Origin of the sequence: Hyphomicrobium sp. (genome assembly GCF_020852195.1) — a bacterium.
In the GTDB taxonomy this organism is placed as follows: Bacteria; Pseudomonadota; Alphaproteobacteria; order Rhizobiales; family Hyphomicrobiaceae; genus Hyphomicrobium_C.
Map to the genome: position 1 here is coordinate 1 of NZ_JADZBI010000230.1, position 13231 is coordinate 13231.

At 66.8% G+C, this 13231-nt stretch carries 11 protein-coding genes and 1 pseudogene; 7 read left to right on the plus strand and 5 right to left on the minus strand.

Annotated elements, in window-relative coordinates:
• The 3 genes and pseudogenes from IT540_RS18835 to tkt all read right to left on the minus strand — a co-directional run.
• Nucleotides 1-128: cytochrome c biogenesis protein CcdA (locus IT540_RS18835; RefSeq protein WP_291181364.1), on the minus strand; the 128-nt coding region annotated here is incomplete at its 3' end.
• Between the two features lie 187 nt (nucleotides 129-315).
• Nucleotides 316-1506, minus strand: a pseudogene (locus IT540_RS18840) (phosphoglycerate kinase); the annotation flags it as partial.
• A gap of 175 nt (nucleotides 1507-1681) precedes the next feature.
• Nucleotides 1682-3694 (minus strand): transketolase, encoded by a 2013-nt coding sequence (gene tkt / locus IT540_RS18845; RefSeq protein ID WP_291181299.1) that lies wholly within the window; start codon nucleotides 3692-3694, stop codon nucleotides 1682-1684.
• A 341-nt stretch (nucleotides 3695-4035) separates the two neighbouring features.
• Between tkt and IT540_RS18850 the strand changes: the two genes are divergently transcribed.
• Nucleotides 4036-4569: a sigma-70 family RNA polymerase sigma factor gene (locus tag IT540_RS18850; protein ID WP_291181301.1), complete on the plus strand. Its 534-nt coding sequence runs from the start codon at nucleotides 4036-4038 to the stop codon at nucleotides 4567-4569.
• A 6-nt stretch (nucleotides 4570-4575) separates the two neighbouring features.
• The gene (locus IT540_RS18855; protein ID WP_291181303.1) at nucleotides 4576-5241 is read left to right on the plus strand and encodes a ChrR family anti-sigma-E factor; all 666 of its coding nucleotides are present in this window, start codon (nucleotides 4576-4578) and stop codon (nucleotides 5239-5241) included.
• Nucleotides 5242-5497: 256 nt separating this feature from the next.
• On the opposite strand, the gene IT540_RS18860 is transcribed toward IT540_RS18855, so the two are convergent.
• Nucleotides 5498-6073: a thioesterase family protein gene (locus tag IT540_RS18860; protein ID WP_291181305.1), complete on the minus strand. Its 576-nt coding sequence runs from the start codon at nucleotides 6071-6073 to the stop codon at nucleotides 5498-5500.
• Between the two features lie 160 nt (nucleotides 6074-6233).
• On the opposite strand from IT540_RS18860, the gene IT540_RS18865 reads away from it, so the two are divergent.
• Nucleotides 6234-7979: a tetratricopeptide repeat protein gene (locus tag IT540_RS18865; RefSeq protein ID WP_291181307.1), complete on the plus strand. Its 1746-nt coding sequence runs from the start codon at nucleotides 6234-6236 to the stop codon at nucleotides 7977-7979.
• A gap of 237 nt (nucleotides 7980-8216) precedes the next feature.
• On the opposite strand, the gene IT540_RS18870 is transcribed toward IT540_RS18865, so the two are convergent.
• Nucleotides 8217-9110: a LysR family transcriptional regulator gene (locus IT540_RS18870; RefSeq protein WP_291181309.1), complete on the minus strand. Its 894-nt coding sequence runs from the start codon at nucleotides 9108-9110 to the stop codon at nucleotides 8217-8219.
• Between the two features lie 100 nt (nucleotides 9111-9210).
• Here IT540_RS18870 and IT540_RS18875 point away from each other — a divergent pair, with 100 nt between their 5' ends.
• The 4 genes from IT540_RS18875 to IT540_RS18890 all read left to right on the plus strand — a co-directional run bounded on the left by IT540_RS18875 (nucleotide 9211) and on the right by IT540_RS18890 (nucleotide 13015).
• Nucleotides 9211-10116: an alpha/beta hydrolase gene (locus tag IT540_RS18875; RefSeq protein ID WP_291181311.1), complete on the plus strand. Its 906-nt coding sequence runs from the start codon at nucleotides 9211-9213 to the stop codon at nucleotides 10114-10116.
• Entirely contained in the window at nucleotides 10116-11081 is a 966-nt protein-coding gene (locus IT540_RS18880) for an alpha/beta hydrolase (protein WP_291181366.1), read from the plus strand. The genes IT540_RS18875 and IT540_RS18880 overlap by 1 nt, the downstream gene beginning before the upstream one ends.
• Nucleotides 11082-11532: 451 nt before the next feature.
• Nucleotides 11533-11955 carry a L,D-transpeptidase gene (locus IT540_RS18885; RefSeq protein WP_291181313.1) on the plus strand — a complete coding sequence of 141 codons (423 nt, stop codon included), beginning with the start codon at nucleotides 11533-11535 and terminating at the stop codon, nucleotides 11953-11955.
• Nucleotides 11956-12115: 160 nt separating this feature from the next.
• On the plus strand, nucleotides 12116-13015 hold the full coding sequence (locus IT540_RS18890; protein ID WP_291181315.1) for a L,D-transpeptidase: 900 nt from the start codon (nucleotides 12116-12118) through the stop codon (nucleotides 13013-13015).
• Nucleotides 13016-13231: the final 216 nt, after the last annotated feature.

The following is a 13231-nucleotide window of genomic DNA, read 5'->3' on the forward strand; positions in this document are numbered from 1 at the left end:
ATCTCCTCGAAGGTTGTACCGCCGAGATATCCGAGATACGGCGGCACCAGCGGCAGCACGCAGGGCGAGAGAAAGCTCACGAGCCCCGCCAGCGCCACGCCGAGATAGAGATGCGCCTCAGCGAGCATCAGGCACGCCCTTCCGGGGCAAGCGCCCCCTCACCCGGAAGCGATCTTGCGATCGCTTCCGACCTCTCCCCATCGGGGAGAAGTGCAGGTCGTGCGCGCCCCACTTCACCTCTCCTCTCTGGGGAGAGGTCGGCGCGAAGCGCCGGGTGAGGGGGCGAGGCTGGATGCGACATCTCCAGCACCGCGCCAGTGCCGCGACGCCGGGCAGCTCGCGGCCTTCGAGCCATTCGAGGAACGCGCCGCCGGCGCTCGAGACATAGGTGAAGTCGCCCGTCACGCCGGCCGCGTTGAGCGCCGCCACCGTATCGCCGCCGCCCGCGACCGACACCAGCGTCCCGGCCCTCGTCCGCTCCGCCACCGCGCGCGCGAATGCGAACGTGCCCTCGCCGAACGGCGCGATCTCGAAGGCCCCGAGTGGACCGTTCCAGAGCAACGTCTCGCAGCGCGACAGCACATCGACATAGTGCGCCACCGTCTTCGGCCCCACGTCGAGGATCATCTGATCGGCCGGCACGTCGAGCGTCAGCACGGTGTGCGAGGGCGCCCCGGCCTCGAAGCGCTCGGCTACCACCACGTCCTGCGGCAGCACGATCTCGCAGCTCCGCGCCTTGGCCACGTGCATGATCTCGCGCGCGGTATCGACGAGGTCCGGCTCGGCCAGCGAGCGTCCGATCTCGACGCCGCCCGCAAGTAGGAACGTGTTGGCCATGCCGCCGCCGATGATCAGCTTGTCGACCTTGGCGATGAGATTGGTGAGCACGGGGATCTTGGTCGAGACCTTGGCGCCGCCGACCAGCGCCGCGACCGGCCGCCTCGGTTGCTCGAGCGCAGCGCGCAGCGCGTCGATCTCTTCCATCATCAGCGGCCCGGCGTAGGCCGGCAGCAGCCGCGCCAGCCCCTCCGTCGAGGCATGCGCGCGATGCGCCGCCGAGAAGGCATCGTTGACGAAGATGTCGCCGAGCTTGGCCAGCGCCTCGGCCAGCGCCGGATCGTTCTTCTCCTCGCCCTTGTGGAAGCGCGTGTTCTCCAACACGACGACGCCGCCCTCGGGCAGCGCCGACACCACCTCCTCGGCCGCCTGCCCGACGCAGTCGGACGCGAACCCAACCGGCACCCCCGCGAGCTTGCCGAGCGTATCGGCGATGGGCTTGAGTGAGTTCTCCGTATCAGGCCCGCCCTTCGGCCGCCCGAAGTGCGAGAGCACGATCACACGCGCCCCCCGCGTCGCAAGGTCCTTGAGCCCGGGCACCACGCGCTCGAGCCGCGTGGCCTCGGTGATGACGCCGCCCTTCGCCGGCACGATGAGGTCCGCGCGCACCAGCACGCGCTTGCCCTTGAGGTCGAGGCCATCGGTGGTCTTGAGCTTGTCGAGGTCCATGGTTCCGCGTGGAGTTGAGCGCGCAATGAATGTTCAAACGTGTCTGGATCCCGGCCTCCGCCGGGATGACGGAGCATTTGGGTGAGCGGCCTGCCACACACTGACGTCATTCCGGCGCAGGCCGGAGTCCAGACACACCTCAGTAGAGCACGCCCATCCCACAGCCAACCGCACCCTAGCCTTTCACGATGGCGCGGGCGGCGTCGGCGACCTTGTCGGCGGTGAGGCCGAAGTGCTCGAACACCTTCGGGCCGGGGGCCGAGACGCCGAAGTCCGAAAGGCCGATGAAGCGGTCGCCCGGTCGCAGCCACTCGTGCCAGCCCTGGGCCACGGCGGCCTCCACGGCGATGCGCGGCGCCGAGCCCAGCACCTCGTCACGGTAGGGCTGAGGCTGCGCGCGGAACAGCTCGAACGACGGCAGCGAGACCACAGCCGCACTGATCCCCTCCTTCGCCAGCGCCGCGGCGGCTTCGGCGACGAGCCCCACCTCCGAGCCGGTAGCGATCAGCGTCACGGCGCGCTTCGCGCCGCCGCTGACGAGGTAGCCGCCCTTGGCGGTGAGGTTCTCCGTATCGGTCCCCGTACGCAGCACCGTCGGCACCGCCTGACGCGACAGCGCAAACAGCGTCGGGCGCGTCGGGTTGGCGAGCGCGATCTCCCACGCCTCCGCCGTCTCCAGCGCATCCGCGGGACGCACCACAGCGAGGTTCGGGATCGCGCGCAGCGCGGCCAGATGCTCGATCGGCTGATGCGTCGGCCCATCCTCGCCGAGCCCGATGCTGTCGTGCGTCATCACGTAGACGACGCGCTGGTGCATCAGAGCCGAGAGACGGATAGATGGACGGCAATAGTCGGTGAAAACGAGGAACGTCGCCCCGTACGGGATGAAGCCGCCGTGCAGCGCGATGCCGTTCATCGCCGCCGCCATGCCATGCTCGCGCACGCCGTAGTGGATGTAGTCGCCGGCGAAGTTGCCCGGCTCGACCGCCTTGTGGTGCTTGGTGCGCGTGCCGTTGGAGGGCGTGAGATCGGCTGAGCCGCCGAGCAGCTCCGGCACCGCCGGCACCAGATGCTCGAGCGTGAGCTGCGACCACACGCGCGTCGCACGCTTCGCCGTGTCGGCCGCGAACTGCGCCTTCGCCGCCATGATCGCCTCGGCAATGGCCTGCGCACGTGACGCCGCGACCGGCGACTCAAACGCGGCCTTTGCTGCGGTCGGCGCTTTCGCGAGCCGCTTCTTCCAGGCGGCATTCTCCTTCGCGCCCAGCGCGCCCAGCGCCCGCCACGCATCGAGGACGGGAGCCGGAATCTCGAACGGCGCCGCATCCCAGCCAAGCTTCTCGCGCGCGCCCTTGATCTCGTCGACGCCAAGCGGCTCGCCGTGCGTCGAGGACTTGCCGGCCTTCGTCGGCGCGCCGTAGCCGATCACGGTCTTGCAGGCGATCAGCCACGGCGCCGAACTGTCGGCGCGCGCCTTCTTGAGCGCCGCGGAGATCGCCTTCGCGTCATGGCCGTCGACGCGGATCGTGTTCCACCCCGAAGCCTCGAAGCGCTTCACCTGGTCGTCGGAGACGGCGAGGCTCGTCGGCCCGTCGATGGAGATGGAATTGTCGTCCCACAGCACGATAAGCTTGCCGAGCTTCAAGTGCCCCGCGAGCGAGATCGCCTCCTGGCTGATGCCTTCCATCAGGCAGCCGTCGCCGGCGAGACAATAGGTGTGGTGGTCGACGAGGTCGTCGCCGAGCCGCGCATTCAAGAGCCGCTCCGCGAGCGCCATACCCACCGCGTTGCCGATCCCCTGCCCGAGCGGCCACGTGGTGGTCTCGATGCCGGGCGCATGGCCGTACTCGGGATGGCCGGCGGTCTTGGAGCCGAGCTGGCGGAAGCGCTCGAGCTCGCCGATGTCCATGCCCGGATAGCCGGTGAGGTAGAGCAACGAATAGAGCAGCATGGAGCCGTGGCCGGCCGAGAGCACGAAGCGGTCGCGGTCGGGCCAGGCGGGGTCCGCGGGATCGAACTTCAAGGCCTCGCTGAACAGCACGGTCGCCACGTCCGCCATGCCCATCGGCATGCCGGGATGGCCGCAGTTGGCCTTCTGCACGGCGTCCATGGCGAGGGCACGGATGGCATTTGCCATGTCCCGCGTGCCGACCGCCAACGCCGCATTCATTTTCGCTGCCTCACCCATGGTCGCCCTTCCCGCTCTTTGCTGGGGCACATTTAACGGCGCGATGCGCAGCCGTCTACCGCGCTCGGGTGCATGCACACAGCAGACGTCATGTGCAGTGCAAAATGCTCACCCGATCAAGGCGCTTGCCAGCCTCGGGCCCGCCCGGAACCGGCTGCCCGCGGCATGGGTCCTAGGTCCCCGCAGATCCAACGGCCGCAGCCCAGCGTATTGGCCCGAAAAGCAGTGGCGTGGCGCGCTTTTCGGGCACGCCACTGGCTTGGCAGCGAGGTTCAGGTATGCTTCGGGTTCTCGAGGCGGGGCGCGCCAGGCGGCCCCCCGCGGTCAATGCTCCGAGGACGATGGCTGATCTCCTGCAACGGGTCGCTGCGAACGGCGATGTCGAGGCTTTCAGGGCGCTTTTCGAAGCGTACGCGCCGCGCGTGAAGTCGTACATGCTGCGCCAGGGCGCCGATCCCGCGACGGCCGAGGAGCTGGCCCAGGAGACCTTGCTCGCCGTGTGGCGCAAGGCGGCGCTCTATTCCGACGAGAAGGGCAGCGCGACGACGTGGATCTTCACGATCGCACGCAATCTGCGCATCGATCGCCTGCGTAAGGAGGTGGTCTGGCAGCCGCTTCCGGAGAACAACGACGAGCAGCCCTCCCCCGACCCCGCACCCGACGAGGAGCTTTCCGAGCGCGAGCGCGGCGAGCGCGTGCGGGCCATGCTCGCGGAGCTTCCGCCGGACCAGGCGGCCGTGGTGACGCTGGCGTTCGTCGAGGGCCTGTCGCACGGGCAGATCGCGGCGCGGCTTGGATTGCCGCTGGGCACCGTCAAATCGCGCATGCGGCTCGCCTACCAGAAGATCCGGGATGCGCTTGAGGATTTGAGATAGAGATCGATGACCATTACCCATCATCCCGACATTTCCACGCTCATGTGCTGCTCGGCGGGAAGCCAGCCGGAAGCCTGCGCGGCGGTCATCGCCTCACACCTCGCCTGCTGCCCGCAGTGCCGGGCCGAGGTCCGCCGCATGCAGAAGATCGGCGTGGCGCTGTTCGACATGCTGGAGCCGTCGGCCATGTCGGAATCCGCGCCCATCATCGCCATGCGTGCCTGCGAGCAGGACAACCCCGATGCCGCCGAGGGCGCGCGCGTGCCGTGCCTCAAGGCGTGCAAGGGCGACGTTCCGGCCCCGCTCGCCGCGCTGATCGGCGAGCGCCTCGACGACATCCCGTGGCGCTGGATCTCGCCCGGCGTATGGACCTTCCAGGTTCCGCTGTCGAAGGGCTGCAGCGGCGACCTGCGCCTGTTCAAGATCGCGCCCGGCAAGGCCCTGCCCGAGCACGAGCACGAAGGCTCCGAGCTGACCCTGATCCTGCGCGGCAGCTACTCGGACGCGCTCGGCACCTATCAGCCGGGCGACGTTGCCGACATCGACGAGGGCATCGCGCACGGCCCCGTCGCCTGCCCAATGAAAGGTTGCATCTGCCTGACGGCGACCGAAGGCAAGATCCGTTTCAAGAACTGGCTGACCCGCCTGCTGCAGCCGCTGTTCAGCCGCTAACAGCCCTGCGCACACAACTCCCCCGCACCCGGAGCCGATCCGCGATCGGTTCCGACCTCTCCCCACCGGGAAGAGGTAAGTGGGCGGCGCCCTCTCCCACCGAGCCCGTTACGAAATTTGAGACGGGTTCCTTGGATCTGCCGGTCCAAGCCTCTTGACGTCGAGCAAGCCTCCACGAACGCGACACCGGCAGGATCCTCGTGCCACAGCGCAACAAGCCTCCGCACGACACATCCTCAGCATGGCACAGGTGGCACTAAGCGCCCGCCCCTCCCTGCGGATCGCGGCCCGCCTCGCGCATCGCGCGGTCGGCGGCGAGGAACGCTTCCACATCTGCCTCAACCGGCGGGCTCGTAGCCGAGGCGCCGATCGTCTCCATCATCTCCGCCACCGGCACATAGCGCCGCGCCCTGCGGTCGTAGAGCGCCCCCTTGAACAGCGCCCGCGCCGCAACCTGCCCCTCGCGCTCGCCGCCGGCGAAGATGAAGCTCTGCTCGATGAGCACCGCCTGATCCTGCCAGCCGACCACGCGCGTCTCGAGCCGGTAGCGCTCGAAGGCACGCAGCTCGCGCCGGAAGCGCACCAGCGCCGCATTGGCGACCGGCGTCCACCCGTTACGCCATACCGCGCGCCCGAGCCCGATGCGCACGATCAGATCCAACCGCCCGAGATCCATGATCGCCAGGTAGCGGCCGTTGTTCATGTGCAGGCTGAGATCGAGATCGTTCGGCAGCACGCGGAACGTGAGCTCCGAGATGCCGTCCGGCATGGGGAGGCGCGAGCGCCACGGTGCCGAGAGCAGGAGCCAAAGAAGGCGCAGCCAGAGGTTCATGGAATTTGGGATCCTCGCAGTCCGATTGCGCCGCGTGGCGCTTTCCGCAACGTCTCCGGGCCACAATCGGCTGTTATTGACCGCCGAGCCGGATTCAGAGGAAGATTCGCCGCCGTCGGCAGTCTACCATGGTGATCCCCGTGAGTGGCGAAGAGGCCCAATGATCCGCCTGCGCATTCGTGTCGCTCTCCTTCGTTCCGTCCCCGCGCTGGCGCTCCTGGCCGGCGTGCCGTGCACGCCAGCGCTCGCGGCACCGGCCGAGCCGACGCAGATCGCGGAGGAAGGCGCCGGCGCCCTCGTACGCGGCGAGGCGCAGCAGGCCGTCCTGAACTACACCGAGGCGCTCAAGGATTCGGCCCTGCCGAACGACCGCCGCGCGGCGATCCTGAACGACCGCGGCGTCGCCAACATCAAGCTCGGCCAGACGCGCCAGGCGTTCGAGGATTTCAACCTCGCGGCCCAGCTCTTCCCCGAGTTCGCCGCCGTCTACAACAACCGCGGCAACCTGCTCTTGTCCCTCGGCCTCGCCAAGGAGGCGATCAAGGATTTCGACCGCTCGCTCGTTCTCGCCCCCGGCTACGCGGCTGCTTACAACAACCGCGCCAGCGCCCTCATGCGCCTCGGGCAGACCGAGGACGCCATCGCCGACTACACGCGCTCCGTCAAGCTTATGCCGCAGAGCCCGGCGCCGCTCAGCGGCCGCGGCCTCGCGCATCTCACGCTCGATCGGCCGCATGCGGCGATCCGGGATTTCTCGCGCGCCGTGAAGGCGGACGCCCGCTTCGCCGCCGCCTATCGCAACCGCGCCGAGGCCAAGCTCGCCGTCGAGAGCTTCGACGAGGCCATCGAGGACCTGTCGCGCGCCATCGCCTTCGACGTGAACCACACGGACAGCTACCTCCTGCGCGGCAAGGCCTACCTCTCGGTGCGCAACACGGCTTCCGCCATCAAGGATTTCTCGAAGGCCGCCGAGATCGATCCCAGGAACGCCACCGCTTTCGCCGAGCGTGGCTTCGCCTATTGTCTCGCCCAAGCCTACGACGAGGCGTTCATCGACCTCAACAAGGCCATCGAGGTCGACCCGCGCTCGGGGCTCGCGTTCGCCTACCGCGCCTACGCCTACAAGCAGAGCGACCAGATCGACGTCGCCCTGCGCGATGTCGAGGTGGCCGAGAAGCTCAATCCCGATACGCCCGAGATCCATTGGGTGAAGGCGGAGATCGAGGAAGCGCAGGGCCTCACCGAGCAGGCCATCGCCGATCTCAGGAAGGCGCAGGAGCTGCGACCGGGTTACCGCGATGCCGCCGAATCGCTGCAGCGGCTCGGCGCCGCGCCCTCGCAGACCGAGGAGCGGGAGATTGCGGGCGCCGGCACCGACACATGGCGCGTCGTTGTCCGCGGCAAGCGCTACGTCGCGATCGACGAACGCTATCCCCGCCTGTCCGTCCCGCTCGAGACCATGGGCGGCGCAAAGCCCAAGCTGCTCGAATGGCAGGTCAAGGAGCCGCCGTTCGGCGGCATCGGCACGCTGCGCTTCTACAGCGGCACCGTCGCCGGCAAGTCGGGCAGCGAGGACGTCGAGTACGTCGCGGTGCTGGATCTCGACAACGGCATCGTCGTGGCCATCGAGCCGCACAAGCAGGGCAAGACCGTCGCCACCTGGTCCTGGGAGAACGGCAAGGTCACGGTCGCCAGCGTGGACGGTGTCACCGACGAGCTGGACCTGCGTATCGGAGGACGCGAGGTTGCCGGACAGGGCGGACCCGGCCGACGCTATTCGACCAGCGCACAGCAGCAGCCGGGCTGGGCGCCATGGGACAGCCCGTTCGGCGGCAACTACGCCCAGTCCCCGCCGAAGCGGGTGAAGAAAAAGCCCAAGACGCTGTTCGATCTCTTGTTCAACTAGCCCGGCCGTGCACGCGTAGCCTCGCCGGGATCGGCAGGCGGGGTCTGTTTGAAGCGCCATAGCGGTCGTCGATGGCCGCCGAGCGAGGTCAGCCTAGGGCCAGGAACAGACATTCCGTCCCAAAATTGAATGGCTGCTCTGGCTCATTTAACAGACGTCGATGACCGCGGCATCCCCGCTCGCTTTGCGCGGGCCGTTCTCCAACACTCAAGCTCGCAGAAACAACATGACGTTCGCCTATCTCCTGTATCGCAAGGCATTCACCAACAGGGAGAACGCGGGCGAGGCGTGACGCCGGCTTGAATAGTAGAGGTGGTAACCCTCGAAGGTCTGGCGCCAAGGGGCCAGAACCTCGACGAGCTGCCGCGATTTGACGTAGGGCTTAATCATCGCCTCCGGCAGGTAGGCAAGCCCAAAGCCGGACAGCGCCGCAATCAGAACCGCCGGTACCGCACTGAATACGAGCTGCCCTTCGACCTTGACGCGCTGCTCCTTGCCGCCCTTCCTAAACGTCCATGCGAAGAATTCGCCGTGAGTGGGAAGGCGCAGATTGATACAGGAATGCGCGATCAGATCCTGCGGCGATTTCGGCTGCGGATGCTTCCTGAAATAAGACGGTGATCCCACCACGGCCATGCGAATGTCGGCGCTGATAGCGACCGCGATCATGTCCTGCGAGACCAGCCGCCCGCGTCGCACGCCGGCATCATAGCGGTCGCTGACGATATCCGTGCGCCCATAGTCGGTTGTGAGTTCCACCACGATGTCCGGATAATCCGGCAGGAACCGTTCGATCGCGGGCCAGAGAACGTGATGGACAGCGAACTCGTCTGCCGTGATGCGGATCGTGCCGGCGGGCTTGTCGCGCAGCTCGGTCAATTGCGCCAGCCCTTCGTCGATCTGCAGGAGCGCCGGCTGGACGCGCGCCAGAAGTCGCTCCCCGGCTTCCGTTGGCGCCACGCTTCGGGTCGAGCGGTTGAGCAAGCGCAGACCGAGGCGCTCCTCCAGCCCCCGGATGGTCTGGCTGAGGGCGGATTGCGAGACGCCCAGCCGGGCGGCGGCGCGGGTGAAGCTGCCGTCTTCTGCGACGACCACGAAGGCGTTTAGATCGCGGAGATTCTCACTCAACATTCATAAGCTCAGCTAATTCCAGCATCCAGATTACACGATCTAATCGAAATCCGGGTCAAGCGCTATCTTCAGGTCAACAGAATGAGAAGGGAGAGCGAACATGAAATCCGTAAAGTTCAAGAACGGCGCGATCGAGATGGCCGCGAACTTACATGTCCCCGCTGGCTTCGATGAGAAGAAGACCTATCCGGCCATCGTCGTGACCCATCCCGCAGGCGGCGTGAAGGAACAGACGGCGGGTCTCTATGCTAACAAGCTCGCGGCGGAGGGCTTCGTCACCATCGCCTTCGACGCGTCCTATCAGGGCGAGAGCAGCGGCGCGCCGCGCCAGCTCGAGAATCCCTATGCGCGTGTCGAGGACATCAGCGCCGCGGTCGATTATCTGATGACGCTGCCCTATGTCGATGGTGAGCGCATCGGCGCCATGGGGATTTGCGCCGGCGGCGCCTATACCGTGACCGCGGCTCTGGGCGATCGCCGCATCAAGGCCGTGGGCGCGGTCAGCGCCACCAACTACGGCGCGATCCTGCGCAACGGCTGGGAAGGGCGCGACGATCTAAGCGGAGCGTTCGCGATGCTGGAGAATGCGGTGAAGGCCCGCACCGCTGAAGCCAATGGCGCCGAGACAGGCTACTACCCGATCGTGCCACAAAAGCCGGAAGACGCACCCAATGCCGACCTCGTCGAGGCCGTGGAGTATTACCGGACGCCGCGCGCTCAGTGCTCCACATCTCCGAGCATTGCGCCGACGCGCAGCCTGTTGCAGCTCGTCACCTTCGACGCCTTCCACCTGGTGGACCTGTTCCTGACCCAGCCGATCCAGATCGTCGCCGGCGAGAATGCGGGCACGCGCTGGATCAGCGAAGACCTGTTCCGCCGCGCCGCCAGCAAGGACAAGCACCTGCACATCGTCCCGGGTGCATCGCATATCGGCATGTACGACAAGCCGGACCTGGTGACCGAGGCCATGTCGAAGCTCGGCCCGTTCTTCAAATCGAAACTCTGATCAGCCACGGCCATAGAGCCGCACAACGACAGGAGATCAAAATGAAATCCGTAACCTTCAAGAACAAGACCTGGGACGTGGCGGCCAACCAGCACGTGCCCGCCGGCTTCGATGAATCGAAGACATATCCGGCCATCGTCGTGGCTCACCCGATCAGCTCCTGCAAGGAGCAGACGGCCGCGATCTACGCTTCGAAGCTGGCCGAGTTCGGCTATGTCTGCCTCGCCTTCGACGCCTCCACGCAGGGCGCGAGTGGTGGACCGGGCCAGTATCTGGAAGACCCGGCGACCCGCGTCGAGGATTTCCGCTGTGCGGCCGACTACCTCGTAACTCTGCCCTATGTCGACGAGAACCGCATCGGCGTGCTCGGCATCTGCGGTGGCGGTGCATACGCCGTGAACGCGGCAATGACCGAGCGCCGCTTCAAGGCGGTAGGCACCGTCGTCGCTGCGAACTACGGGCGGATCTGCCGAGAAGGCGACCTGAGCCCTGACGCCGCGATCAAGGCGCTTGAAGGCATCAGTGCGCAGCGCACCGCCGAGGCGCGCGGCGCAGAGGCCGCGCTCACCACCTACATCCCGCAGTCCAAGGCGCAGCTTGAATCTTACGGCATTACGGATGTCGATGTAATCGAGGCAGTGGACTACTACACCACGCAGCGCGGCCAGAAACCCGGCTCGCCCAACAAGCTGAATGTCGTCAGCACCGGCGCGGCATTCACCTGGGATGCCTTTCATCTGGCCGAGAAGCTGCTGACCCAGCCTTTGCAGATCATCGTCGGCGACGGCCATGCGGGCGGCTTCGGCTCCTATCGCGACGGGTTCGAGCTGCTCAACAAGGCGGCCTCGACGAAGAAAAGCATCTTCGTCGTTACCGGTGCTACGCACTACGACCTCTACGACAAGCCCGATTGCGTTGATCAGGCTGTTGCGAAGCTCATGGCGTTCTACGGCGAGAATCTCTGAACCGTTCACTGTTGACGCAAGCCGATCGACGACCACCGAGCGCTGCGGCTCGGAACTCCAGTTGGATGTCCGCTTGTAGAAAATAAGCGGACATCCTTCACGGGGAATGCCACGTCCGGCTAGGGTCAAACTGCGAAGTCACCCACCTTCGTGGCCATGTTGGCTTCTGACCGGAAATCGGACGCAACTGAGCCTCGCCGCGGCCGCGCGTTTACGGGTACACATGACCGCATCGGACCCTAGCAGTCCGAAGCATGAATGCCTCGGTCTCACCCAAAAAACTAGAGCACGCGCTCCTGCCCTCGCGTTGGCAGCGGCGCCACACCTCGTGGCCTCAAACCCCGTAAGGGTTCGTTAGGGCAATACTCTCCTAACAGAAATGTGCTTCTCTCCGGAGTTGGGCCACGCGCGCCGGCCCCGCGCTCTTCGTTCGTCTGGAGTAGAAAGAGACATGCGCACGCTTCTTCTCGCGATCGCCCTTGCGGTCGCGTCGTCCCTCGCGCCATCGGCAGCCTCCGCCAGCGTCCACGCCCGCATCAGCAAGAGCGGCCAGACCATGGACGTGTACGTGCACGGCACCCATTATTACAGTTGGCCGGTCTCCACCGGGCGCGGGCGCCATGCGACACCCTCGGGCACGTTCCGCCCGCAGCGTCTCGAGCGGCGCTGGTACTCGACCAAGTACAACAACGCGCCCATGCACTACGCGGTCTTCTACAGCGGCGGCTACGCGATCCACGCCACCACGGAGGTCGGTCGGCTGGGCCGCCCCGCTTCCCACGGTTGCATCCGCCTCGCGCCGTCCCACGCCGCGACGTTCTATTCGCTCGTACGCTCCCACGGCGCCGCGCGCACGCGCATCTCGATCCGTTGACCCGACCCCGTTAATGCCAAGATCAGATGCTAAATGTTAGCATTAGGCATTTATGCTCATCTTGTTCGTCGCTCGCGTTAATAGGGTTGTAGGAGCCGTGACGAGGTCTGGAGTTCTTTTGGGCACGCTTGCCCTCGCAGCCGCCCTGGCGGGATCCGCCATGGCCGAGACCCGCGCCGAGAGCGGCGCATCACAGGACGGGGTCCCCACCGTCACCATCCTCAACAGGGCACCGGAAGCTGCCGACGCATCGGCGCCCCCGGAGCTCAAAGTCTCGCCGCGGACGCCTGAGCCGGCGCGCGTCCCCGCGCCCGCAGCCGCGGCTGCCCCGCCGGCGTCCGAAGCGAAGCCCCTTACGCGCGACGCGGCCGAAGGCACAACCAAGCCGCCGGCAAACACAACCGAGGCGCCGAACCAGACCGCCAAGGCCGAAACCGAGCCCGTTCCCCTGCCCGAGCCGACGCTCGCCATCGACATCGATCTCACGCGCCAGGTGATGACCGTCTCCGAGGAGGGCGCCAGGCTCTACACATGGCCGATCTCATCGGCCCGCTACGGCTACCGCACGCCGACCGGCACCTACCGGCCGACGTGGATGGCCAAGATGTGGTACTCGCGCCAGTACGACCTGGCCCCCATGCCGCACGCGATCTTCTTCCACAAGGGCGTCGCGATCCACGCCACCTACGCCACGCGGCAACTGGGCCGGCCGGCATCGCACGGCTGCGTCCGCCTCGCGCCGAGGAACGCGGCGACGCTGTTCAAGCTCGTCAACACACACGGCCAGGAGCGCACGGAGATCGTGGTGCGCGGCAAGCCCGACCACTCCGGTGCAGAGGTTGCATCGCGCGAGTTGCGTGGTGAGCGTGCGCCTGAGCAACTGAGGCGCGGTTCGCCCTACTACCGCTATCTGCCGCCGAGCTACTATGCGCCGCGCGGCTATGCGACCTACGCACCACGCACCTATTCCGCTCCACATACGCGCCGCCGCTACTATGCGGTCCCACAGCGTCCGCCGCGCGGCCTCTACAGCGGCTATTCCTACGGCTACGGCTTCTGAGCCGATACCCCCTTACGAATGTGGGACGCGCGAGTGCACACGGCACGCGTCGCATGCGCGGAGACTTGCGTGGGTGCCGGCCGTCCATGCGGAGCATGGCTTCGCCATGACGCCGGCATGACGGTATATGTGTGGGGGCGGCTCGCCTCCTTTCGACGTCATCCCGGCGCAGGCCGGGATCCACGCAAGCTGCCACACCCGCTACGTCCGCAGGAT

Excerpts from the sequence above, each read along its gene's own strand:
- tkt (WP_291181299.1), bottom strand. The coding sequence starts at position 3,694 with ATGGGTGAGGCAGCGAAAATGAATGCGGCGTTGGCGGTCGGCACGCGG.
- IT540_RS18850 (WP_291181301.1), top strand. The coding sequence starts at position 4,036 with ATGGCTGATCTCCTGCAACGGGTCGCTGCGAACGGCGATGTCGAGGCT.
- IT540_RS18855 (WP_291181303.1), top strand. The coding sequence starts at position 4,576 with ATGACCATTACCCATCATCCCGACATTTCCACGCTCATGTGCTGCTCG.
- IT540_RS18860 (WP_291181305.1), bottom strand. The coding sequence starts at position 6,073 with ATGAACCTCTGGCTGCGCCTTCTTTGGCTCCTGCTCTCGGCACCGTGG.
- IT540_RS18865 (WP_291181307.1), top strand. The coding sequence starts at position 6,234 with ATGATCCGCCTGCGCATTCGTGTCGCTCTCCTTCGTTCCGTCCCCGCG.
- IT540_RS18870 (WP_291181309.1), bottom strand. The coding sequence starts at position 9,110 with ATGTTGAGTGAGAATCTCCGCGATCTAAACGCCTTCGTGGTCGTCGCA.
- IT540_RS18875 (WP_291181311.1), top strand. The coding sequence starts at position 9,211 with ATGAAATCCGTAAAGTTCAAGAACGGCGCGATCGAGATGGCCGCGAAC.
- IT540_RS18885 (WP_291181313.1), top strand. The coding sequence starts at position 11,533 with ATGCGCACGCTTCTTCTCGCGATCGCCCTTGCGGTCGCGTCGTCCCTC.
- IT540_RS18890 (WP_291181315.1), top strand. The coding sequence starts at position 12,116 with ATGGCCGAGACCCGCGCCGAGAGCGGCGCATCACAGGACGGGGTCCCC.